The organism is Desulfovibrio sp. (assembly GCF_041907885.1).
GTDB lineage: Bacteria > Desulfobacterota > Desulfovibrionia > Desulfovibrionales > Desulfovibrionaceae > Desulfovibrio.
The window spans coordinates 1-24,933 of the sequence record NZ_JAYRGM010000020.1; the positions used below are offsets into that span (position 1 = coordinate 1).

Here is a 24,933-nt window from a genome sequence, read left to right on the forward strand (position 1 = left end):
CCTCATTAAAAAAGGTGCCAGCCTTGGGGCCAATTCCACAATCGTGTGCGGCGTTACCGTTGGCAGCTTTGCCTTTGTGGGCGCGGGCGCTGTGGTGACGCGCGATGTGCCAGCCCACGCGCTGGTGTACGGCAACCCCGCAAAAATGCACGGCTGGGTTTGTGAATGCGGCGAAAAACTCGGCCACGACCTGACTTGCCCCGCTTGCGACAAAAAGTATGTCCATGCCGGTGACGGCTTAAAAAGCGCTGAATAGTATTGCCGTGAATGACCGGGGGGGCCAGGAGACTGGCCCCCTGTATGATTTTAACGGCCTGCCTCTCCCATGTACGTATCTGAACAAAGCAGATTTTCGCATTCAGCTCAAATACAGACCCCATAATCATTTCGCACCCGGCCACATTCATGCCTTCACTGCATGCACCATTATTTGCAGCCCGGCACACACCGCCAACCGCCTGCATCACAGGGAACGGCACACCAGTGCGCGCTAAACAACAAAACGGCTGCTCCCGCCGTGATGCCTGCCCGGATAAATAAAAATAATTTATGATATATTAGCTAGTTAAAATTTATTCAGGATTTATGTTTAAAAACATGAAGGCTTCGTGTAAGCATTGCAAAAGAGATCGGTTACGCCGTACAGCAAGGCGCAAGCGCCATTATTACGGCCTTAAGCTGGATTCTTTTCACATAATGGTGAAATAATGCCCGCAGTCGAGCACAGTTCAAGGCCAAGGAGCGGCGTACCCAGCCGCAACAACAGACGCCCCCTTGCCATCACGGCAGCGGCCCTGCTCTTTTTGCTGGCGCTCATCTGGTCAGCCACGCTCTGGGACATCTCCCGTTCCGAAAAAGAAGTTCAATCCACCATAGAAATCACCACCCGTACCCTGGCGCGTGCCCTGAGCGAGCACATGATGTCCACGGTTAAACGGCTGGAGCTCACGGCGCGCGAGCTCGATGACGCATGGGCCCCCACCGGCAATGAAATTATTGAGGAAGCCAACCGCCTCAAAAAAAGCGTTGGCGACCTTGCCATGCAGATCACCATTGTTGAGCCCACCGGCGTTGTTCGCTATTCAACGCTTCCCTTTGTGGCAGGCGTCAGCATTGCAGACCGGGAGCACTTCAAGGTGCATCTTGCACCGCCCTGGCGAGAAATGTTTGTGGGCAAGCCTGTGTTGGGGCGCGTTTCCGGCAAGTGGACCATACAGTTTTCAAGCCCCATAGTGCGCAATGATACACTTGTTGGTGTCATTGTTCTTTCTGTCGAGCCAGACTACTTTGCCTCGTTTTTTCGCAGCCTGGGTCTGGATCCGCTGGATTCAATCGATGTAATCCGCTCTGACGGCGCACTGCTTGTGCGCTCCACGGGTGACGGGCTTATCTATGGGCATGTCATCAGCGGCACAGCCTATCTGAAAGAAAACGCGCCTGTCAGCGGCAACTTTCGCCGCCCTTCGCAGATAGACGGCATTGAACGCATCTTTGGCTATTACAAGCTCGGCCAGTACGGCCTGATCTTTGCGGTGGGCAGCGCCGTGCAGAATGCCTTTGTACCATATGAGCAGATACGTGAGGTCACCCTGTGGGGTTCGTCGCTCATATCCATACTGCTGGTGGCGCTGGGCCTTCTTGCCTACGACAGCGTGCGCCGCCGCGACGATGCCAACAGGCAGCTGGAACTGACGGGACAGGTGTTTGACTTCACGGGTGAGGCCATCTGCATAACAGACAGCAACACCTGTATTCTTGCGGTCAATGATTCATTTTGCCGACTGACCGGCTTTTCGCAAACCGAAATTATTGGCAAAACGCCCCGCGAGCTGGCCTCTGGCCGCCATGGCAAAGAATTTTACCGACACATGTGGGATCAACTGCTCTCCACCGGCGGTTGGGAGGGCGAGATATGGAACCGCAAAAAGGACGGCACTCACTACCTTGAATGGCTCAACATCAAGGTTGTGCGCAATGCGCAGGGCACTATCACCAACTATATCGGCGTATTTGCCGATATAAAAAAGATCGCCGTTACCCAGCGCCGCATAGAATTTCTTGCCACCCACGACGAGCTCACCCAGTTGCCCAACCGTGCCGTATTTTGCGACCGTCTGCGCAGTGCGCTGGATGCCAGCTCAGCAACGGGCGGCAGCTTTGCGGTTGCTTTCATCGATATTGACGATTTCAAGATCGTCAACGATTCCATCGGGCACGCCGCTGGCGATAATCTGCTGAAAGAGATGGCTGTTCGGCTTATCGCAGCGGCAGGGGCCCAGGCCATACTTTCGCGCTTTGGAGGAGACGAGTTCACCCTGCTGCTTGAGAATGCCGACGAGGCCGCAGCAGCAGCCACGGCGCAGCGCATCATAGAATCATTGCGGCAGCCCATCATGGTGAGCGATTTTGAAATCTATACGGGGGTGAGCATTGGCATTGCCATGCACCCGACCCACGGCAGCGACATAAGCACGCTGCTGCAAAATGCAGACAGCGCCATGTATCATGCCAAGGAACAAGGCAAGAATACCTACAGCTTCTTTAACGATGATCTTCAGATCAAGGCGGCCATACAGTTACAGGTGGAAAGTAGCCTTCCCCGTGCCATCGCAGAAAACGAGCTCGTTCTGCACTACCAGCCGCAGGTCGAACTTGATTCTGGCCGGGTTGTGGGCCTTGAGGCCCTGGTGCGCTGGCAGCACCCGCACGATGGCATGCTGTTTCCCGGCAAGTTCATTCCACAGGCAGAGAAAAGCCGCCTCATCGACAGACTGGGCGAATGGGTAGCCGACAATGCCGCCGCCCAGATAGCGCAATGGCTCAGCGCCGGGCTTACCCCGCCCAAGGTATCCATCAACATTTCGCCTTCGCAATTTTTGCGGGGCGCGGCCCTGCCCATGATCGAGCAGATCATTGATAAATACTCCATTCCACCGCACCTTCTGGCCATCGAACTGACCGAAAGCGCGCTGATGACAGACCCCAAGGAGGCGCGGCGCACCCTTGGCAAGTTCAGGGATATGGGGCTTGAAATTTCCATTGATGATTTTGGCACTGGCTTTTCATCGCTTTCGTCGCTGCGCCACTACCCCATCAATCTGCTGAAGGTCGACCAGTCATTTGTGCGCGACCTAGAGCACGCGCCCGACGCGTGCGCCATTACGCAAACAGTTATTGATCTGGCGCGCTACCTCGGCATTTCGTCCATAGCCGAGGGCATCGAAAACGAAGGGCAGTTTACAAAAATCAAGCTGATGGGCTGCAATATCGGGCAGGGCTTCTTTTTTTCAAAAGCCCTTTCAGTGGAAGAACTCGTACAACAAGGCATTGTTTCCACCGGCGCAACAACCATCATTGCGCCGAACAAATAGCAAAATACTGCCAGGATCAGGCAAGCACCACCGCGTTTTTTCCCTTGGCCTTGGCGGCGTACAGGGCGGCATCTGCCGCGCCGAGCAGATCAAAGCGGTTTGCGTTGCGTGTGGGAACCAGCGCGGCAACCCCCGCGCTTACGGTAACCACATTTCTCTGGCCCACATCCGCGTGCTCTATACCAGTGTGCTCTATGCCAGCCTGCTCAAACACCCGCCGCACATCTTCTGCCAGAGCGGCAGCCTCCGCGCCGGTCATACCTGGCAGAATCAGGGCAAACTCCTCACCGCCGTAGCGGGCGGCCACATCCACGACACGCCGGGCGTGCGCCCGTAAAACCTGGGCCAGTGTTCTCAGGCAGGCATCGCCCACCTGGTGACCGTACCTGTCGTTGTAATGCTTGAAGTCGTCCACATCCAGAATCACCACAGCCATGGGGTGTTGCAGGCGCTCTGCCCTTTCCCACTCGCTTTCATAGGCGCGGTCAAATTTTCGTCTGTTGGCAAGATTTGTCAGAGCGTCGGTTTCAGAAATTGCCTGAAGCTCCTCATTGGCGCAGCGCAGTTCTGCTTCCATTCTTGCAAAGGTCATGGCGATAATGCTGAAGCACAAGATGGGCGTGATCACTATTGCCATTAAAAACAACAGTTTTGCCATGTTGTCCGGCCCGGATGGCACACAGTTTATGGCATGCAGGGCCTTGTAGGCCCGCACCGCAAATACCGACCCCAGCAAAAAAAAGAGCAGAGAAAAAACAGACTGCGTTGCGTGGCGTTTCCATGACCTTGTCGCATACGGTTCGATGGCAATGCGCAACAAAAAAAATGCCATGCCCGAAGAAAACGCCACCACCCGCGCGCAGGTATTAAAGTCTACAAACATATAATATGCCTGCACCGCAGAAACAATTGCAAAAACAATATAGTTGACAGGCAGACGGGTCTTTGACGACACCTCGCCATAGCGCAAAAGGCCACGGTACAGCAATATGCCGTAAAGCTGCATGAGCAATGCGCCCAGATACAGAGAAAAAAGCGTTTCAAATGGCCTGAAGTAGTTAAGAAAAAGCCCAACAGACCAGGAAACCTGAGCCAGCGCCATGCTGCCAAAACCAGGATAGGTACGTCGACAAAGTGCCGTGTAAACAAGAACGGCAGACAGCGACAAATAGAGCACTGCCACCATAAATGCCATAGTGAAGGCGTCAAAACCGTGCAAAAATTCTGTCATTGACCACTATCCACCGGGGTTGAACGCCACAGCACCGTTACTGCAATCAGCACAGTTCTTAAAAATAGCATGAGGTTCTGCGCCTGAAAAGCTGCCCGCGTGCATACCCGAACACCACATTATTATTTTTTGCAATTTGTTAACACGCAAACGATGTTGCGTGTTTGAAATCACTATGCTTCCGATACGCAGGCACCATCCAGCCCAACTATTGGTAACTAAAAATTTTTATAAAATCATCCGGCCTGGGTGTGTTTTGCCGCAATGAACCTGATATGGCAAGACAAGCAGGTACGCATTGGACCTTGGTTATCTACACTATTTCCGACAAATATACTATGTTTGAAACATCCACAATCTTGTGCTGGCATGGTTGCCGGTTTGTCGATTCCGCGTGCAAGCGGCATTGCGCCAACGCAAGCCCCCCCATACCGAAGAGTCCTTGTCACCTTGGGCAGACTGCGCCGTGGCCGCACGGCACGGCAAGATGCTGCACAAACACAGCAGGCGCATGCGCTTCGGGCTGGGCCATAATTTGAGAGCAATTTGTAAATGCCTCCATCAGCTGCGAGAGTGTTGTGGCCTTGCGCCCCTTGAGCAGCCCCGCCTTTTGCAGAATAAGCAAGCCGGTACACGCGGCAGTGAGGTGTCACCCTTGGGTGATATTTTTTTCATGTCCGTTCTCCTTTACAAAAATGGCAACGGTACTGGTGCGGGCTCAGGCCAAGACGACGGATAAACGCATTGCGCAGCCGCTCTTCGCAGCCAAAGCCCGCCTGCTGCGCCACCAGTGCAAAGGGTTCTGTGCCTGCCTCGATGAGCTCCCGCGCCCTCGTGATACGCAGCCCTTCCACAAAGCGGGCGGGGCTGCTGCCGGTTGCAGCGGGAAACACACGTGCAAATGAACGCGGGCTCATGTGCGCCATTTCTGCCAGGTTTTCGACTGTCAGGGCATGGTCAAGATTCGCCTCCATCCAGCGAATCAGGGGGGCAAACCGGCCCGCACTGACCTGTGCGGCCAACGCCGAACTGTACTGGCTCTGGTTGCCGGGGCGGCGGCGGTACAGCAGCAGCACGCGGGCCACCTCAAGGGCCAGCCTGTCGCCGTGGTCCTCCTCTACCATATCCAGGGCCAGATCAATGCCGGCAGTAACACCGCCGCTGGTGGAAACGCGGCCATCACGCACATAGATGGCGTCTGGCTCCACAACTGTCTGCGGATACAGCTCGGCCAGACGTTTGGCCACCAGCCAGTGCGTTGCTGCCCTTTTGCCGTGCAGCAAACCGCAGGCGGCCAGAATAAACGCACCGCTGCACACACCAGCCACGCGGGCAGCCCGCGCCGCCGCCGCTCCCACCTGTTCCACTACATGCGGATTTTTCGCTACGGTTTCCGCATCCTGTGCTCCGGGAACCACAAGAATATCAGCCACCACGCGGTCAAGCGTGCTCTCTGCCGTCAGCACAAGGCCCGATGACGTGCGCACAGGGCCTGCGGCGCAGGCGGCAAACACCGGCTCATACCCCTGTTCCTTTTTGTTGTTGCGCACCAGAATCTCTGTTGCCGTAGCAAACACTTCCAGCGGGCCGGATACATCCAGTGAGACAATGCCGGGATAAAGAAAGAAAACAACGCGCTGTTTCATAAAAAGAGAGTAAGAAATGACCAGCCTGGCAGCAATGACAAATAATATGTATTTTCTGCCAGAGATTTCCCGCGTTACGCTCCACACACCTTGGAATGAAGCGGCGCAAAAACAAAGGCCAGCCAGCATACAGATGTATGCCGGGTGGCCTTGATATTTCGGAAAACCGGGCCTTTGGCCCGCCGGGATTACTGCTTTTTCTTTTCGCGGGTCTGCTTGGTGGGGCTGGCCGCTGCCTTGGCAGGGGCCGGAGCCGGAGTCTTGATGGTGCGCAGGGCGGCCTTGGCGTCGGGATCGCCATTTTTGGCGGCCAGCTGATACCAGCGGTTGGCTTCCGTGAGGTTGCGCGGCACGCCCGTGCCCTGCTCGTACATGAGGCCAAGGCTGTACTGGGCGGCGGCTTCGTTCTGTTCCGCAGCCTTGCGATACCAGTCTACAGCATGGGTGTAGTCCTGGGCAACGCCACGCCCCTGCTCGTACATGTAGCCAAGGTTATACTGCGCTTCTGCATAGCCCTGCTCGGCAGCACGGGTGTACCACTGCACGGCCTTGGCCGGATCCTGAGCATAGCCGCGCCCTTCGGCGTACATGTAGGCCAGATTGTTCTGGGCCTTTACGTTGTCCTGCTCCGCAGCCTTTTCAAACCAGTGGGCGGCCTTGGTGTCGCTCTGGTTTTCGCCCTTGGTATTCATGTACGTCCAGCCCAGCGAATACTGCGCAGAGGCAAGGCCCTGATTGGCGGCGCGGGTGTACCAGTCGATGGCGGCGTTTTCGTCCTTGGCCACGCCCTTGCCGTAGGCATAGAGGTAGCCAAGATTAAACTGGGCCATGGCCAGCCCCTGGTCGGCAGCCTTGCGGAACCAACGGGCGGCCTCGTGAAAATTGCGGGGCACACCGTCGCCGGTCACCAGCGAGGTAGCCCAGGAATTCATGGCGCTCACGTCGCCCTTTTCTGCCGCAAGACGAAAAAATTCCGCCGCACGGGTGTTGTTTTTCTTTACGCCCTTGCCGTCAAGAATCAGACGGCCCATGACATAAAGGGCTTCGGCATTGCCGCTGTCCACCAGCGGCTTGAGAATGCGCACGGCCTGGTCATAATCGGCCTTGTCCAACGCGGCCTGCGCTTCGCGCAGGGTTGAAGCATCGTCGGCCCGAGCCACACTGCCTGCAAACAGCATGGAACAAAAAACAGCAGCCATCAACAGCGACAACGAAAAAACACGAACTTGCATGTGTTACAGACTCTTCAGCATTTTCAGCCAGTAAGGGTTAGGGCCCCCCGGTACGGTCAGGGCCTGCTGCGCACAGTATTCTCTGCGCGCCTGCTGCACTTTATCGCTCATCCACCAGCCCAGGGGGTCGTGCCACACTTCTGCGGCCTTGGCCGCAGCTTTTTGCGGCGTTTCGTGCCATATACCGGCTTGGGCCAGCATGTCCAGCAAGGCCGTGGCCTCGTCCGTAAGCGCCCAGGCCTCGCGCCGCCAAAACAGCACCATGGGAATATTGGCCACCAGCGATTCCAGAAGGGTTGTGCCGTTGTGGTCCAGCACAAGCAGGCGGCAGGCGTAAAGGTGGCTGCCAAGCATACCAGTAGCCATGCGTACTGATGGAAAACGTGCCAGCACCCAATCTGCATCACGCAGGGAGCCGGGTACGGGAAAATAGGGGCGGTACAGTGATCGGGCCTGCAAATCGCGGCCAAGCGCCTCAAAAAACCGGGCCTTGTCCTTGCGGTATTCTACCACCTGCAAGGGCGAGGGGTGTGCGTCGAGCCGATAGGGGAAGGCAGGCATTTCAGTACCCACAAACAGCAGGTTCTCGCCATTTTTCCCCTGCCAGCGGCCGTCCAGCCCATCCAGCTGCGGGTACGGCAGGGGAATAAAGTTGCCCGCACTGCCCTGGTGTTCCTTCCAGCCCCATGTTCCAAAGGCATGCTGGCTGTATTCCACCATTTCCACATCTGACACGCAGCGCACCTGTCCGTAATCACTGCCATGCTGCACGTACATGAGGCGGTTGCCCCGGCCACGCCATTTCGCCAGTGCCTGACGGTAATCGGCATCTTCATACGCCAGCACGCTGGCCACACGCAGACGCGGCCCCAGCGGGTCGGGCGTGAGCCGTGCCGGGTGCTTATGGTTTGCAAGCAGCTGCGGCAGCGATGCCATGAACAGGGTCACGAGGGTGCGTGTGATGCTTGGGGGAAAATCGGCAGCAATGCCTGTGGCCGCGCTGCCGTATTCCACCTGCGGGCGCGACTTGTCCGGCCCGTGGCTTTTGTGCAGCAGTGCCAGGGAATACCGCAGGCTCTGCCCTATGCTCATGCCCTTCAAACGCGGACAGGGCAGGCGCAACATGATATTGCGCAGCACATCGCGCAGCTTTTCCTTGCCGGAAAGCTGTTCTTCTTCGCCATAGCTTTTTTGCACCGCTGGCAGATATTCCATGCTCCAGGCAGGGGGAAAAACCTCTTCCAGCAGGCGCGAGAACAGCCAGTGGTTATAGGTATGCCCCAGAGCCCCGTGCAGCACAAAATCCGGCCCGGTGGCAAAACGGAAGGTGCAGTCTCTTGGCAGCAGCGGCACGTGCAGGGATTCGTGCCCCCAGGCCTGCACCATGGCCTTTACCCGCCACCAGCGCTCGACCACCTGCTTGGCAACATTCATTGCCCAGGGGGTCAGCAGGGTTTCCCAGTAGGCGGGCGGCAACGTGCGGGCATGGGCGCAAAGCCGGTCTGCCACCAGGGGCAGCGTGTCTGCGCAAAGGGCCTTGACCTCGCGGCAGGCCCTTTGCTGCAAATCAAAATCAACCAGCGGCTCAGGAGCAAAGGTAAAATTTTTGTCCCAGTCGGAAAAAAACTCTTCCTGCTCCGAGAAACACCAAGGCCCGGCCGCGCGGTACTCCGCAGGGTCGGCCTTGAGGGGCATGCGCCCAAGAACAAGGGTTATGCGCCCGCTGCTCATGATCAGGCCCTGTCGAGGTCGGCCCAGGAAAGCACGGTGTCTTCTGCCAGATCATGGCGTGCGCGCATGCCCAGCACTTCATCGTAATTGCGGGGCGAAATGCCGTGCGCGGGGCGCTTCCAGGTAAGGTCTGCCGGGGTAAGGGGCTGACCGGCAGGAACCGCGCGTGCAGTCACCAGCGAACGGCGCGCGTGCTGACGGGCGGGTTCTTCTTCCGGCAAGGCACGCAGATCCATGCTGCCCACGCTGGCAAGGGTGGCGTTGAGGCGCATGTAAAAATGCTTGAGGTCTTCCTTGTCCATGGCGTGGTAGTGGTCATTGCCGGGCAGGGTTTTATCGTGCGAAAAATGCTTTTCAAGAATACGCGCGCCCAGAAGGGTGGCGGTTTCAAGAATGTGCATGTCACTGGGCAGGGTGTGGTCTGAATAACCAATGGCATGCTGCGGAAAATGCCGCTTTAGGGCGGGTATCATGCCCAGGGCCGCATTTTCGTCGGCAGTGGGATAGTTGAGTACGCAGTGCAACAGGGCAAGCTTGTTGCCTTTTTCTTCAATCCACTCTACGGCTTCGGCAATCTCGTGCAAATGCGCCGCGCCGGTGGAGAGAATGATGGGCTTTTTGAAATCACAAAGAATGCGGATAAAGGGCTTGTTGGTGATATCGGACGAAGAAATCTTGAACACGTCCATGAGGTCGTTGAGAAAATGCGCCGATTCCACGTCAAAGGGCGTAGACATAAAGGCAATACCAGCGGCATCGCAATATGTTTTGAGAGCCTCGAATTCGTTTTTCCAGAACGAATCGTGCTTCTTGAACAGCTCGTACTGACTTGAGGTGGGTTCCTTGGATGTATCCCAGTACGCGGGAGAATCCTTGGAGGCCAGGGTTCCGGCCTTGTATGTCTGAAACTTGATGGCGTTTGCTCCGCCCTCTGCCGCTTCGTCAACCAGCCGACGGGCAATATCCATGCTGCCCTCGTGGTTCACGCCAGCCTCTGCAATGACATAGGGAACGGGAATGCTGGTTTCCTGTGCGGGAACGTCAAATATTTCCATGAGTTTCATGCTCATTTCCTCTTTAATGAATGTTGGGTGAAAACTATACTCTCGCACGCGGCAAAAGAAAAGTGTGCGCAGGGGCCATTGTTACAACATGTTAAATTTATTTATATTTTTTGCAACAATCCAATCCGTCTGCTCCCCCTTTACCTGGGTGCGCCCAGCAGCTATGCTTTTGGCCCAAACCCATAAAGGATGCAGACATGTCGCAAAGCAAGGCTCTTCGTGTTGTTCTGGCCACCAGCAATGCTGGCAAGGTTCGTGAACTGGCCGACCCCCTTACCGAATTTGGCGTGGAGGTTGTGGGCCTTTCGGCCTTTCCCGAAATTGGCGAAATTGAAGAAACCGGAACCACCTTTGAAGAAAACGCGCTCATAAAGGCACGCGCCGTGGCGGCCATTACCGGCCTCACCAGTGTGGCCGACGATTCCGGCCTTGAGGTGGACGCCCTCGCCAACGCGCCCGGCGTCTATTCTGCCCGGTATGCAGACGACTGGGAAAGCCAGCCCGGCGAAAGCCGCGATGCCCGCAACATACGCAAGCTGCTGCACGAAACGGCCAGCGTGCCCGCCGAGGGCCGCAACTGCCGCTTTGTGAGCTGCATGGCGGCAGTGAGACCCGACGGCAAGGAAATGGTGGTGCGCGGCACGTGGGAAGGCCAGTTGCTGACAACCCCCCGTGGTGACAATGGCTTTGGCTACGACCCCATTTTTTTTGACAGGCTTGTGGACAAAACCGCCGCAGAACTGACCAGAGACGAAAAAAATGCCCGCAGCCACCGTGGCAACGCGCTACGCGCCCTGCTGGCCCGTTGGGTAGAATTTATGCAATAACCGGCCTTTGATCTGGGGTGGGGCTGCCCCCACCCCATTGCCGCCACGCTCAGCCGCAAGGCCTTGCCCCACACGACCCCGCCTACCGAGTTCCCGTCGCTGGCTTTCTAGTAGCTTTGCCCGCCAATCCCCCCCGCTGTTGTCTAAACTTTTTTGGGCCTTCTCCGTTAAGATGTATGTGGCAAAGGCCGTCTTGCACCCCGCCCCCCCCAAAAAAGGGGGAGGCAAAAACTGCCGTTGCCACAACGGATGCCAAACAATGGCTGGCGGGACACTCGCGCAAGACATGACCTACCCATGCGCACGCGCGCTATTGCCTGTTTTTTTAGTAATTTTTTTCTGGCATGGCTGGCACTGCCATTTTCTGCCAGTTTGCACGCATCTTGCAATTTTTTTTGCGTCCGCCATGTTTTCGGCACGACTTGCCGCTTTTTTTAACCATGACGGCGGGCAGCTCCCTCCTTTCGCGGCATTTACGCGCCAGGAGCTGCACATTTTTCATGCGAGGCGCATATGGGCAACACAATATCCGGTTCCAACGCAATATCCAACCTGAGCGGTTCGGACACGGACTTTGACACGACTCTTGCCAAACTCAAAAAGATCGAGTCCACCCAGCTCAACCGGCTTGAGTCATGGAAAAGTGACTGGAAGCTGCGCTATGACGCCTTTGACAAGGTCATCACCCAGGTAAGCACTGCCAGCAGCGTGCTCGCCAACCTTGCCAACAAAAACAGCTTTGTTACCAAGAACGTAACCAGCAGCGACAGCAAGATCGTTTCTGCGGTGGCCAGCGCCTCCGCCGACGACGTACAGCACACCATCAATGTCACCCAAGTGGCCAGCAACGCCATTTGGGCCAACACAGGTCATGTTTTCAGCAGCAAGACCGATGTGATCAACACTTCGGGCGCGTCACAGACCTTTTCGTATTCATACGCGGGCAAAGAATACAGCATGGCTGTTCCGGCCAACACCACGCTCGATTCCTTTGTGAGCATGGTCAACAGCTCTGCCGACAACCCAGGCATCAAGGTAAGCATAGTGCAGGCCAGTTCTGGCTATGTTTTTCAGGTGGCGGGCAAGAGCACCGGCGCGGCCAACAGCCTTGTCGTTCACAGCGCAAACCTTGTGGGCATGACCTCAACGGGCTCTACCTCGACCTGGAAAACCGACAACGTGCTCGACATGAGCAGCACGGTTACAGACCCCACAAATTTTGCCTACGACCTCATCATGGAGGACGGCAACAAGTTTTCTGTCAAGATCGCTGGCAACAAAACCAACAGCGAGCTTGCGGCTGCCATCAACGCCCAGGTGGGGCGCAGCGTTGCCAGCATTGACGGCTCCAACAATCTGCAACTCACCGACGTCAAGGCCATGTACCGCCGCGATGCCGACACCCAAACCACTTTCAGCACGCCCACCACAAAGTTTACTGTAGGTTCGTCGCCCACTACCACGACTCTTACCGGTGATCTGACCGTCACGCTGAACATGAACGACGGCGCAACCACTGGCACGCGCACGCTGACCGTCAAAGCCGGAACCACCATGAAGGACGCTGCCTTGCAGATAGCGCAGGCCTCTGGTGCAACCTCGGCAGAAATGACCTACAACAGCAGCGGCGGCTGGGATCTGAGCCTTGCCAATGTAGAAGGTGCCACATTCAGTTTTGCAGACAGCGGCAGCGACTCTGGCAAAATTTCCTCCACAGTTACGGCCACAGCCACAGCCATGGGCACAAAGGTTGCGGGCAGCTCTGGCACGCAAAGTTTTACCGCCAGCACCGCCGTGACCTTTGACAGCACAAAGCTCAGCCAGGCTCTTGGCGGAACAAGCCCCGATGCCTCAAAAAGCTTTACCTACACCATTGTAGACAGTTCGGGCACTACCCAAAGTTTCAGCCTGACCCAGGACAAAACCTATCAGGATCTGCTGACAAAGCTTTCCAGCTACGGTTCTGCGAGCGGCAGCACTGTCACTCTGGCCAATACCGAAAGTTTTTACCTGAGCGGCGGCGGTGCGGGCGGCGGCATGGATGGGCTCACCGCCAAGACAGACGCCGTTGCCACCATCCCCAACATGACGGGGGGAACCACCCTGGAATCTCCCCCAGGACTGGTCTACAAATATACAGCCAATGGCGGCACCCAGCAAACGATCAGCCTTGCGGGCGGCTCCAAGATGTCGGACATTATTGCCGCCATGAAGGCCCAGGGGCTTGCTGGCTCGCTGGTCAGTGCCGACGGCGCAACAACCATCGACCTGCAAACCGGCACCTTGCCCACATCTGGCAGCTACTACCTCAAGCTCGACAATATGGATTCGCTCAGCGGCCCAAGCATTACCGGCCAGGTAACTGCTTCATCCAACTGGAATATCCGCGCTGCGGCCAATGCCAAATACACGGTGGACAACTGGCCTGTTGAAATGGAATCTGCCACCAACAGCGTAAGCAATGTTATTGAAGGCGTGGTCTTTACCATTCAGGACAAGGGCAGTGCCTCGCTTTCTGTCAGCACGGACATCACTTCTGTTGAAAAATCCATTCAGAATTTTTTGGATTCAGTAAACTCCGTCTTGATGACCATTAATGAACTCAGCAAATATGACGAAGACAAAGAAGTCACCACCAACGACCCCAACAAGACCTCAAGCAAAAACTATAGCAGCTCTCAGCTGACAGCAGAAAAAGGCGGCCTGCTCCAGGGCAACTACGGCGTGCAGCTTTTCAAGTCGCGTTTTACATCCCTGCTCAACAGCGCTCCGCCAGGGTTTACGAGTCGTACCACAGCAAGTGATGTGCTTTCGGGCGACGTGCTGGCCAATCTGGCCAACCTGGGCATCAAGGTCGAAACGGACCAGAGCAGCACAAACTATGGCCTTTTGCAGATCGCGCCCTCATCCGCCATCTCAGAATTGCAGAAAATGGACCAGAGCAATTATGAGGACATGATCAACAACCATCTGTCGGACGTGGTGGATTTTTTCTGCTCTTCCGGCACTGGTGCAAGCACAAGCGCCGATTTTCGCTACGGCAGTCACATTTCTGGCATTACCAAGGGTGGCTCGTATGATGTCAACTATTCTGTTGACGCTTCGGGCAACATCACCAAGGTTACCGTGGGCGGCGTGGAAGCCACGCGCGATACAAGTCAGCCCGGCTACTACTACAGCGTTGCGTCGGGTGATGCGCGAGGCCTGTCGCTACAGATCGACAACCTGACCCCCGGCGACCATTCCGGCCAGATCCGCATCAAGGAAGGTCTGGTGCAGACTGTCAGTACCTTTCTCAAGGGCGAGCTGACCTTCACCGACGTGAACGTCACGGCCACGGGTACGGCGCAGCAAAACGCCGATGCCATTGCGCTTAAATCGCAAAACGGCGCACTGATGGTTCTGAAAAACAACTATCAGTCCATCATGACCAACATCGACAAAAAAATTACCCAGGAGCAGACGCGCCTAGACACGTGGGAGGCCCGGCAAAAAAAAGTTTTTGCCAATCTGGAAACCCTGCTCAAACAATATAACACACAAAAAGAGCAGCTGGATTCGCAGATAAGCAGCCTGACCAGCTCTTCCAGCAGTTAATATACACAAAGAATCGCTAACGAACACCGCCATAAGGACAGCATATGAACAAAGCGGCGCAAGCATACTTTCAGACCAAGGTAGGCACTACGGATCAGGGGCAACTTTTGCTCATGCTTTATGACGGTGCGCTCACATTCATTCAGCAGGCGCGCGCCAAGATGATCGCCAATGACTATGCCGGAAAGGGAATACTGATTTCCAAGGTCATAGACATCATCAACGAACTTTCCGCTTCGCTGAACATGGACAAGGGCGGCAGCCTGGCCGTGAATCTGAACAATCTGTATCTGCTCTGCACAGCGCGGCTGCTGCGGGCCAACCTGAAGATGGACCTGGAATCGCTGGACAGCGTGGAATCCATTCTTACCGGCCTGCGCGGCGCGTATGCCCAGATCATTGAAACCCCCGAAGCCCGCAAGGTGGCAGATGATATCGCCAGCCGCATGCAGCCCAGGGGGTCTGTAACCAAATCGGCCCAGCCCATCATGCAGGGCACGGTTACACCAGTGCCGCGCGCGCATGCCCAGGCGGCCTACGGCCGCAACGCCATGGCCCAGGCTATGCCCGCTGCGGCTCCGGCGGCCCCCCCGGCAGAGGCGGCAGCACAGCGCGCACATGTGCAGACCTTTGATCAGGCCATGCCGCAAACACCTGCGGCAACCCCCAGGCTGCCAGGAGCCTACGGCAAACCCTGATCCTTTCAGGGTATCTGCGCATTGCCTTCAGCAACTGCTCACAGGAAAAAGTTACAAGAAGGCGACAGCACAACGTGTTGTCGCCTTTTTGCGTTAAAATACGCTCTGTTCAACAAAACACTAACTGCGGGACAAAAATGAATCCGACACATTAATTCTGAAATCCGATCATCACAGTCTTTGACATGGCGTTCCACTGAAGTTACTACTCAAAGAATTAAAACAATCCCCGTGTAATTCCTTTTTCCCTCATATGTTACCCCCCAAGTGTCGCCATGCCAAAGCCCAAAACATCTTCAGCAGACTGCACAAATACCTACCTCAAACTCTTTGAGATGTTTGACAAGGCGGGCGTTCCACCAGAAACGCGCTGGCGCTCTTTGCTGCTCTTTTTCAGGGAAATGAAAGACTACCATTACCTTGACCAGGAGCAAAAAATTGCCCTGCTTGCACAGATGGAAGATATTTTAAAAAGCAAGCACTATACAGAAGACCATCTGGTCTCCACCATTCGGCGGTGCAGCGAAATTTTCAGCAAGCCCATTGTAAAGCAGCTTGACAGCATGGTTCACGAAACGTCTTCGGTCATCGACCAGTTTTTCAGCAAGCTTTCTTCGCGCTACGGTGACATTTCGCATCTGGAATCAGAGAGCCTCGCCATAGTGGCAGAAAGCACTGACAGCTCCATGATGCTTGAAAAACTTCAGTCTGCCTTTCGCCGGGTAAGGGTGCTTTTTGAAGAAGACATTTGCCACCTTGAAAACCTCGCCTTTATTGACCCGCTCACAGAGGTTTCCAACCGGTTGAGCCTTGACCTGTTCATGAAAAATGCCAGCGCACGCTGGCAAGCCGATGGCCACCCCATGGCCATTGCCCTGTTTGACATTGACCACTTCAAGGACTTCAACGACACCTACGGGCATCTTATTGGCGATCAGGTGCTCAAGGTTGTGGGCGCGCACCTCAAGCGGGCGCGCGAAGAATTTGACGCACAGACCGAGGCCCTGGCCGGCCGCTTCGGTGGCGATGAATTTGCCCTTATGGCCTCTGGCCCCAACGCCCACATGATGGCCGCCGTTATTAACCGCTTTTGCAAGGTCATCAAGAACTTCAATCTGCTTATCCGCGATACAGAAGGAAATGTTGAAAAAAACAATCTGCACATCACGGTGAGCGCGGGCATAGCCGTGCTCGACAGCAACACACCGCAGATTCATACAGTGGAACAGCTTTTTGAAAGATCAGACAAAGCACTCTACCACGCAAAGCACACTGCCCGTTCGCGGGCGGTGGTCATCAAACCCAACGACAAATTTTTGATTCTCGACGACGAAAACGGCGAAGCTGTTTAAACAGCACGGCCCGAACGGGCCACCGCGCAATGCATAAAAAACGAGCTGGTCGCCTTGACCAGCTCGTTTTTTATGCCAATGAGAAATACGGAATCAGGCGGGCAGCACGGCTAATGCACGCCCTTGCCGTTTAAAAATGGGGCATAGCGTTTGTCTGTTCCCATAATGTGCCCCACAAGCCAGTCTTTCAAAAAGCGCATGATCTCCATGGTAACCTTGGCGCGGCCAGACTTGAGCCCGGCCTCAAAGGCCAGCACCTTTTCCACCAGATCGCGGTGGGCCTTTTTGTGGGCGGGTGCATCGGGATAGCCAAATTTGTCAAAAAATTCTTCTTCAGTGGCAAAGTGCTTTACCGTGTACTGCTTCAGCCTTTCCAGCACGCCCACAAGTACGGCATCTGAACGGCGCTGCCGCATGGCGGCGTTGAGCTCGTTGATGAGATCCACAAGCCCCTTGTGCTGTTCGTCAATAATGCCAATGCCCACAGAAAGTTCGTCTGTCCAGCTGATAAGATTGTCAGAATCAACCACGCCGGCCAGCTTGCCCTTGCCCATGGCGCCGATAATGGCATCCAGCTCTTCAGCCTGACCGGATATTTCTACCAGCACGCGAATGGAATTGTTTACGTGCTCTGCCGTTGCAGCGGCTACGGTATTCACCTCTGTAACGCCACGGCGTACCTGCTCGCTGGCGGCGGTTTGCGCATTGCTTGCCGCCGCGATGGCCGAAACCTCGTTGGCGGCCTGCTGCACAAATTCCGCAATGCGGTTCACATCTGCCGCTGCCTGCTCTGCCGTGCTGGCGCTGTTAATGATATCCTGCGCAGCAGCATCAACCGCCTGCACGTTTTCACGCGCCTTGACCTGAATATTGTGCAGCGAATCACCCACTTCACGCGTGGCGTTCATGGTTTTTTCTGCAAGTTTGCGAACCTCGTCGGCAACCACGGCAAAACCGCGCCCGGCCTCACCGGCACGGGCAGCCTCAATGGCTGCGTTGAGCGCAAGCAGATTGGTCTGATCGGCGATATCTGTTATGACACCCAGCACCGCGCCAATGCCCTCGGCCTGCTGCCCAAGGCTTGTCATGGTTTCCTTGAGCGACAAGATGCCTTCCTTGACATGCTCGATGGAAGTAACGGCCTCCCGCACGCCCTGCGCCCCGGTAACGGCTCCCTGCCGGGCCATCTCCGCATCTTGCGCGGCCTTGCCCGTATTTTGCGCAATATCCTGGATGGCGGTGTTGATCTGCTCTATGGCCCGCGAGGCTTCCTGCATGCGCTCGCGCTGAAGCAGCACGTCATTGTCCACATTTTCCATGTTCTGCCCCAGCTCGCGCACACCGGCAAAAATGCTTGTGGCCGCCGTGGCCGCCTTTTGCGAGGCAGTGTTCATGTCATTGAGCAGCTGGCGAATCTGCGCCTCTGCCGCGCGGCTCTCCTGCAATGCCCTGTTGCTGTCGGCGGCGAGCCTTTCGGCCTCGCCCCCTTTGTGCTGGGCGTCGTCAACAGCCTTTGCCAGGGTTGTTACCATGGCGCAGATGCTGTCGCGCAGATCGGCGTACTCCCTGGGCATGGGGCTGAGGGGGCAAGCGGCTTTGCTGCCAGCGGCAACGGCATGGGCATAATCGCGGATTGTGCGCAACGGAAGTATCAGCTGGCTGTGGATTGTCCACAACAGAAACAGGCCAGCCAATGCAGCCAGGCAAAAGAGCGCCCCGTGGATCAGAAGAGATGCGTTTGACACAACCCCATACGTAAAGGACGCAGCACCGCCACACATCAGCACAGCTGCTGAAAAAATCAACCGGATTTTAAGGCTTGTTCCTGATTCCATGGGTATGCTCTCTCCCTGGGTGTGGTCTGGCACAAGATACTCTGCCGGATGCGGGCAGTATTTTTATACACACAACGCTAATGGGAATCGAATAACTTTATATAAATTCGCAGCCTGCGGATGGCAACTATTACGTAGGTATTTGCATAGCCGATATTAGCAACACGAGCCTTGTAAAAATTTCACACCGGCAGATGGAGGCTCACCCCGCAGGCCCGCACCAGAACGGATACACCCCCAGTCCAAGGACCAGCCTTCTTCAAATGCTTAACGGACAATATGCATTTTACCTTATTAATCACCGCTAAAATTTTTATTTTTTTGCTCTACCATGATTACAAAAAAAGCAGGCGCCGTGGGCAACCTGCTTTGTATTCCAACTCTGCCGCAATGGCGGCATCATAAACGAAGTACTGCCCTAGCCAGCAAGCTCGCCCAGCTCTTGCAGGCGCTGCTCCACAAATTCCCAGCGTTGCAACAGTTCTGTCTGCTCGGCTTCAAGGGCCACAAGGCGGTCGGTTGTTGCGGCAAAAGCCTCTGGATCTCGTGCAAACAGCCCAGGATCGGCAAGGGTTGCCTCCAGGGTCTGTTGCTCCTGCTCCAGCGCGTCCAGACGTTCCGGCAGGGCCTCCAGCTCCTTACCCAGCAGCTCAAACTCGCGCTGCTCTTTAAAACTGCGCCTGCGCGGCTTGTCTGTGCTGGGGCGGGGGCTCTGGCGGGTGACTTTATCCTCGGCCTTGCGTTCCTGCGCGGGCGTGGCCCGCTGCCGCAGCCAGTCTGTGTACGCGCCAACATATTCGTGCGCCAGGCCGTCGCCTTCGAGAGCGATAACGCTGGTCACCAGATTGTCCAGAAAGCTGCGGTCGTGGCTGACAATAAGCACCGTGCCCGCATAATCTGCAATAAGTTCTTCAAGCAGTTCAAGCGTTTCCGCATCCAGATCGTTGGTGGGTTCGTCAAGCACCAGCACGTTGGATGGCCGGGTAAAAAGCTTGGCAAGCAGCAGCCGGTTGCGCTCACCGCCAGAGAGCACCTTGACCGGCAGGCGCAGGCGGTCGGGCGTGAAGAGAAAATCCTGTAAATATCCGGCCACATGGCGGTTGTTGCCGCCCACGGTCACCACATCGTTGCCCTCGGCCACGCTGTGCATGACGCTTGCCTCTGGATCGAGCGTTTCGCGCAGCTGGTCAAAATAGCTCACTTCCAGATTTGTACCCAGGCGCACCGCGCCCTCTGTGGGCTGCTGCTCGCCCAGCAGCACGCGGATAAGCGAAGTTTTGCCCGTGCCGTTTTCGCCTATGAGGCCCACGCGGTCGCCGCGCTGGATAATGGTGGAAAACTCGCGGATGAGTGGCGGCCTGCCGGGGTAGCCCACCGAAATATTGTCGGCCTCGATCACCAGCTGCCCAGAGCGCCCGGCCTCCTGCGCGGCCATACGCACATTGCCCTGCCTGTCGCGGCGGGCTGCACGCTCGGCACGCAGCGCCACAAGGGCGCGCACCCGGCCCATGTTGCGGGTGCGGCGGGCCTTGATGCCCTGACGGATCCAGGCTTCCTCCTGCGCGAGCTTTTTGTCTTGCAGGGCAAAGGCGCGTTCTTCTGCGGCAAGGCGTTCCTCGCGCCGTTCGGGGTAACGGTCGAACCCGCAGGAATAATTGTGCAGCTTGCCCCGGTCCACTTCCACCACACGCGTGGCAAGGCGCTTGGCAAAGGCCCTGTCGTGGCTGACAAAAATCAGGGTGCGGGCCTTGCGCAGCAAAAACTCTTCCAGCCAGGTGATGGTGGCGATATCCAGATGGTTGGTGGGCTCGTCGAGAATGAGATCTTCAGAGCAGATGAGCGCGCGGGCCAGCGCGACACGCCGTTTTGTGCCGCCGGAAAGCGAAGTAAAATCGGCGTCGGGGTTCAGCCCCAGATGGTTGATGACGGCCAGCACATCACCGTAGCGCTCCCAGCCGCCAGCAATCTCCATGCCGTGTTCCGCCCCGGCGTGGGCGGCGGCAAGAGCCTTGCCCTCCTCGCCCAGCACCTCTGCCACGAGTGAAAAAACCGTGCCGCGCCAGTGTTCGGGCACATCCTGAGGCATCTGGCCAATGAGCGTGCCGGGCCGGATGATCATGCCTGAATTGGGCTGCATCTGCCCGCCAAGAAGCGCCAGCAGCGAGGACTTGCCCGCGCCGTTGCGGCCCACAAGGCAAAGCCTGTCGCCAGTTTCAACAGACAAATCAGCCGAATCCAGTAAGGGCTTGCCGCCGAGGTTCAGGGTTACACCCTGCATGCTCAAAAATGCCAAAATAGACTCCAAAACGGTGATATGATTCTGCCCCGGGCTGGCCTGAACGGGACGCTCTGGCCCGAAGGTCTGGCCCGGCTGGTTTAGGCGGAACGCTCTGGCCCGGCTGGTTTAGACGGAACTCCTTGCCCTGCTCCCAGCACTCAGGGAACAGCGCCCAGCGAGTACTTCCCTCTTCAATAAGGGGCCGCCTCGCGCTGACCGACAGCTCAAAGTGCCGCGTTTGCGCTCCGCCGAGGCGTATCATTACCCCAGCGGCAGGGCTGACGCAACGTGCGCGCGGGCGGTGGACGTGATAGGCCGGTGACGATTTTGGGCAGATTTTTTCACACAGATGCGTGGCATCGTGGATGCCCTTGCGCGGTGTTTTCCTCTGGGGCTGCATCCATTAAACGGCACAACCACCGCCTGCATTGAATTGCCCGCTCAAAGGGCGTAACCAAGCATTGCCGGAATTTTCATCCTATACCCGTGAGCAGCAACATGCGTAGCGCAGTTATCCTTTTATGGTGTTTGCTGGCTGTGATACTTGCCGGATTTAACTGCGCCCTTGCAGGCGACATCCAGATACACCAGACCACCCAGGCCACCTCCAGAGGGCCGATTGCAGTCACGGCATTTCTTGCCCCAGGGCAGGGGCCGCACCCGGCCATTATTGTGCTGCACGGCAGCCAGGGGCTGGAAAAATACCGGGGCTTTTACGAGCGCAACGCCACACAGCTGGCGCAGGCGGGGTTTGATGCCTATGTGCTGGACTATTACAATGAACAGGATGTGGCCTGCTCCAAAACAGTGGAGACGCGGCGCGCCAATTTTTCACGCAGGATTGCCGACTGGTCGCAGATGGTCAGCGATGTTGTGAGCGAGGTGCTGGCGCAGGGCAACAAGGCGCGGCCCGTGGGCATTGTGGGCTTCTCTCAGGGGGGATTTTTGGGCACATCTGTTGCCAGCCGGGATACAAGGATTGCAGCGCTGGTGGTTTACTACGGCGGTATACCCGCGCAACGCAAGGCTGGCAGCAAACCCCCCATCACACACATGCCCCCCCTGCTGGAACTGCACGGCGATGCCGACACCGTTGTGCCCATAGAAAAAGGCAAGGAACTTGTAGAATTGACCCGCAGCCTTGGGCAATCGGCAGAAATGGTGGTGTACCCCGGCGCAGGCCACGGCTTTAACCGCTCTGCCACCACAGACGCGGAGCAGCGCACGCTGGAGTTTTTTCAAGCACGGTTGATTGCGCGGTGAGGGTGGGATTCGAATCACCATACAATATACCGATATAAAATATAATTTTATTTTTTGATTTGAGCAATATCCGGTTCTGTATCCCAAAAAACTAACTCCATAAATTTCTTTCAAATATTTTCACCATAACTTTGAACACGAGAGCAATGGAGAATATTACTCTGCTGGCGACTAACGCGCATGGTCTGGGAACCACGTTACTCCTACGAGGAAGACAGGTAATTCCATAAAGGCATTCGAAAATTAAACTTGATCTTGTCATGTGGCCCAAAAAAGAATAATAGATAAAAAAAAATAACACAAAATCACACCAATAATATCAATGAACGAATTAGAACAATTATTTGAAATGAATTTTATTTCAGATATTTATGAAACTAAAGTTCGTAACAAGTCTGGACGCGGCATTGATCGAATGTCCGTCATAGACTTTGACAGAAAGAAGGAAGTACACTTTAGCACTATCGCAAGGAAATGCTGCTCTGGCACCTATAAATTTTCTCTTTATCTCCAGCGCCTAATTCTCAAAGGCCCGAACAGCAAACCCCGTTCCATATCGATCCCAACTGTCAGAGATAAAATTGTATTAAAAATTCTAAATATAATTCTCCAAAATTATTTTCCGGACTGTGTCAAACGCGAACTTCCCAATGTTAAAATTCGTAATCTTGCTTCACAAATTTCTTCCCATGACAACGAATTATATTTGCACAGACTCGATATTAAATCATACTATGACAATATAAACATTGAAAAACTTTGTTCTATCCTTGTCAGCAGCAACATACATCCAGTAATACTAACACTTATACGAGGAGCAATTACGACACAAAGCGATCAATCAGGACATCACAAAAGTGATTTACATAACATCACTCCAACCAAAGGAGTGCCACAGGGCCTTCCAATATCAAACATGCTAGCAGAAATATACCTAAGAAACATTGATACTGAATTGAAAGGCAAATTTGAATATTATGATAGGTATGTCGACGACATTGTTATTCTATCTAAACCTCAAAACAATATAGAAAAATACTGCGAAGCAGTGTTTTCCAGCATTGACCTAGAACTAAATACAGAAAAAACTAAATATTCCTGCCAAGATTCTCCCGTGCAATTTTTGGGCTATACACTTTTACGAGATGAAATCACCGTCAAACCAACAACACTCGAAAAGCATTTACGATCAATCTCAATGATGTTTGCAAGACTTAAAAAAACTCTATCCCTAGAAAAAACAAGAAAACGGAAAATTGGAGTCGGGATAATAAAATCTGCCTTTGTAGAAGATTTAAATGTCAAGATTGCCGGAGCCAAATATCAGAACAAAAGATATGGTTGGCTTCAATATTTTTCTGAAATCACAGACACTCAAATCCCATACCTAATTGACAATTTCGTTCGTACACAATTCAAAAAAAGCCGCATATTTAGCACAATACCACCAGATCTAAAGCATGCATCCCGGGCTTTTTATGAATTAAAGTTTAGCGGAAAAAGCACGACTTATTTACATAATTATGAAGAGGTCGACACACAAAAAAAGCGAGATTGGCTCACCAAGAGAGGACTAGCCCCAGGCACATTTACACGCCAAAGCATTGACCAACTCTACGCTTATCACGTTGGACGCTTCTTAAGTCAGATCGAAAGAGATATGGGCCTTGAATATAAAATTTGAGGAAGGGGGGCCGCACTGCGGACCTGCCCCTGTTGAAGGGCGCGGCTATTCTAACCTACTCGTTTAATTACAGCTACCAGTGAAATTTTTTTTCACTGGCAAGAACCCCAATACAAATTGGGCGTCTGCACTTTGTACTTATCCCCCTTCCTCAATTAGCAATAAGGTAATTCAATAATGGAAAATGCACTGATAAGCCTAAAGAATGCAGCTTGGAAAACTCAAAAAAGTAGGTTTATTGCTGCTGAACGATGCAGAAAAAAGCATAATGCTCTTGTTTTTTCAATTTCATTTCTATCTATTGCACAAGTTTTTATCGCCATACTAGAAGGCTGTAAATTTAGCATACCAATACTACATATTGATTCTACGAATTCAAACTACATAACATTATTAATGGCTATTATGGTTCTTGTTATTGCAAACCAAGACTCTTTAAGCAAGCTTTTAGCAAATGCCGACAATTACCATCGATGTGCAAATCAAATTTTATATTTATCGAAAAAGCTTGAAGGAATACCTTCTGAAATGACTTCTGAAGGTATAAAGGCAGTAGAACAAATATCTAAAGAGTACAGTTCAATTCTTGAACGTTTCGACCTCAACCATTTACCCAATGATTACAGTATGGTAATGGCCAAGCACCCAAAATATTTTACGCTTTCTTGTATAGAACGCCTGTGCATATATATTACTCACATTTCAGACATTTACACTCTTCCACTAATTTATTGCTCTGCACCTTTCTTAATTCTCTTTATTTCAAAACATACATAGCTGCCACCATAGGCACATATCAACATATACATTAGTTAAAAAATTACGTCATAAAAATTGGAACCCAAGACCTCACGTAATGAGCATGCACTAGGCATCATAACTTCAAAGCCGAAAAAATCTGCAGAAACAATTTCAAATCGATCATATCTGCCTATAATATGCACTGGGGGTAAAAACATTACCGCACCGCCCTATGCCGCTGCAACTCGCTGTTAGGGGCAATCATCTCCATATCCGTACGCTTCTGGGCGTCCATCGAATCCACTCCCTACTGAGCCTGCAAGTTAACCCACAGACTAAGGTCAGTTTCAAAAAACTTTGCAAGCCGCAGGGCCGTGTCCACA

Annotated in this window: 15 protein-coding genes and 1 pseudogene; 9 read left to right on the forward strand and 7 right to left on the reverse strand. The window is 54.4% G+C overall.

Annotated features, from left to right (window positions below):
* A pseudogene (locus ACE3NW_RS10085) lies at positions 1-256 on the forward strand (N-acetyltransferase); the annotation flags it as partial.
* A gap of 451 nt (positions 257-707) precedes the next feature.
* The gene (locus tag ACE3NW_RS10090) at positions 708-3,371 is read left to right on the forward strand and encodes an EAL domain-containing protein (protein WP_374282979.1); all 2,664 of its coding nucleotides are present in this window, start codon (positions 708-710) and stop codon (positions 3,369-3,371) included.
* Positions 3,372-3,387: 16 nt separating this feature from the next.
* Here the strand turns inward: ACE3NW_RS10090 and ACE3NW_RS10095 are convergent, their stop codons facing one another.
* The 5 genes from ACE3NW_RS10095 to ACE3NW_RS10115 all read right to left on the reverse strand — a co-directional run bounded on the left by ACE3NW_RS10095 (position 3,388) and on the right by ACE3NW_RS10115 (position 10,275).
* Complete coding sequence (locus ACE3NW_RS10095; RefSeq protein ID WP_374282981.1) at positions 3,388-4,602, reverse strand: GGDEF domain-containing protein; 1,215 nt, start codon at positions 4,600-4,602, stop codon at positions 3,388-3,390.
* Between the two features lie 671 nt (positions 4,603-5,273).
* On the reverse strand, positions 5,274-6,248 hold the full coding sequence (locus ACE3NW_RS10100; protein ID WP_374282984.1) for a GlxA family transcriptional regulator: 975 nt from the start codon (positions 6,246-6,248) through the stop codon (positions 5,274-5,276).
* Between the two features lie 188 nt (positions 6,249-6,436).
* Positions 6,437-7,480, reverse strand: a complete 1,044-nt coding sequence (locus ACE3NW_RS10105) for a tetratricopeptide repeat protein (protein ID WP_374282986.1) — start codon at positions 7,478-7,480, stop codon at positions 6,437-6,439.
* A gap of 3 nt (positions 7,481-7,483) precedes the next feature.
* Positions 7,484-9,211, reverse strand: a complete 1,728-nt coding sequence (locus tag ACE3NW_RS10110; protein WP_374282988.1) for an LIC12162 family protein — start codon at positions 9,209-9,211, stop codon at positions 7,484-7,486.
* Positions 9,212-9,213: 2 nt separating this feature from the next.
* Positions 9,214-10,275 carry an N-acetylneuraminate synthase family protein gene (locus tag ACE3NW_RS10115; protein ID WP_374282990.1) on the reverse strand — a complete coding sequence of 354 codons (1,062 nt, stop codon included), beginning with the start codon at positions 10,273-10,275 and terminating at the stop codon, positions 9,214-9,216.
* A gap of 197 nt (positions 10,276-10,472) precedes the next feature.
* On the opposite strand from ACE3NW_RS10115, the gene rdgB reads away from it, so the two are divergent.
* From rdgB to ACE3NW_RS10135, 4 genes are all read left to right on the forward strand, one after another.
* Positions 10,473-11,102, forward strand: a complete 630-nt coding sequence (gene rdgB, locus ACE3NW_RS10120) for an RdgB/HAM1 family non-canonical purine NTP pyrophosphatase (RefSeq protein WP_374282992.1) — start codon at positions 10,473-10,475, stop codon at positions 11,100-11,102.
* A 513-nt stretch (positions 11,103-11,615) separates the two neighbouring features.
* On the forward strand, positions 11,616-14,699 hold the full coding sequence (gene fliD / locus ACE3NW_RS10125; protein ID WP_374282994.1) for a flagellar filament capping protein FliD: 3,084 nt from the start codon (positions 11,616-11,618) through the stop codon (positions 14,697-14,699).
* A 44-nt stretch (positions 14,700-14,743) separates the two neighbouring features.
* A complete protein-coding gene (fliS, locus tag ACE3NW_RS10130) occupies positions 14,744-15,397 on the forward strand; it encodes a flagellar export chaperone FliS (protein ID WP_374282996.1) in 654 nt (217 codons plus the stop codon).
* Positions 15,398-15,672: 275 nt separating this feature from the next.
* Entirely contained in the window at positions 15,673-16,749 is a 1,077-nt protein-coding gene (locus tag ACE3NW_RS10135) for a GGDEF domain-containing protein (protein ID WP_374282998.1), read from the forward strand.
* 110 nt (positions 16,750-16,859) lie between these two features.
* Here ACE3NW_RS10135 and ACE3NW_RS10140 read toward each other — a convergent pair whose 3' ends face one another.
* Positions 16,860-18,494 carry a bacteriohemerythrin gene (locus ACE3NW_RS10140; protein WP_374283000.1) on the reverse strand — a complete coding sequence of 545 codons (1,635 nt, stop codon included), beginning with the start codon at positions 18,492-18,494 and terminating at the stop codon, positions 16,860-16,862.
* Positions 18,495-19,002: 508 nt separating this feature from the next.
* Complete coding sequence (locus ACE3NW_RS10145) at positions 19,003-20,877, reverse strand: ATP-binding cassette domain-containing protein (RefSeq protein ID WP_374283002.1); 1,875 nt, start codon at positions 20,875-20,877, stop codon at positions 19,003-19,005.
* A 603-nt stretch (positions 20,878-21,480) separates the two neighbouring features.
* Here ACE3NW_RS10145 and ACE3NW_RS10150 point away from each other — a divergent pair.
* The 3 genes from ACE3NW_RS10150 to ACE3NW_RS10160 all read left to right on the forward strand — a co-directional run bounded on the left by ACE3NW_RS10150 (position 21,481) and on the right by ACE3NW_RS10160 (position 24,586).
* Entirely contained in the window at positions 21,481-22,125 is a 645-nt protein-coding gene (locus ACE3NW_RS10150) for a dienelactone hydrolase family protein (RefSeq protein WP_374283052.1), read from the forward strand.
* 322 nt (positions 22,126-22,447) lie between these two features.
* Complete coding sequence (locus tag ACE3NW_RS10155; protein WP_374283004.1) at positions 22,448-23,809, forward strand: reverse transcriptase domain-containing protein; 1,362 nt, start codon at positions 22,448-22,450, stop codon at positions 23,807-23,809.
* A 177-nt stretch (positions 23,810-23,986) separates the two neighbouring features.
* A complete protein-coding gene (locus tag ACE3NW_RS10160; RefSeq protein ID WP_374283006.1) occupies positions 23,987-24,586 on the forward strand; it encodes an SLATT domain-containing protein in 600 nt (199 codons plus the stop codon).
* Positions 24,587-24,933: the final 347 nt, after the last annotated feature.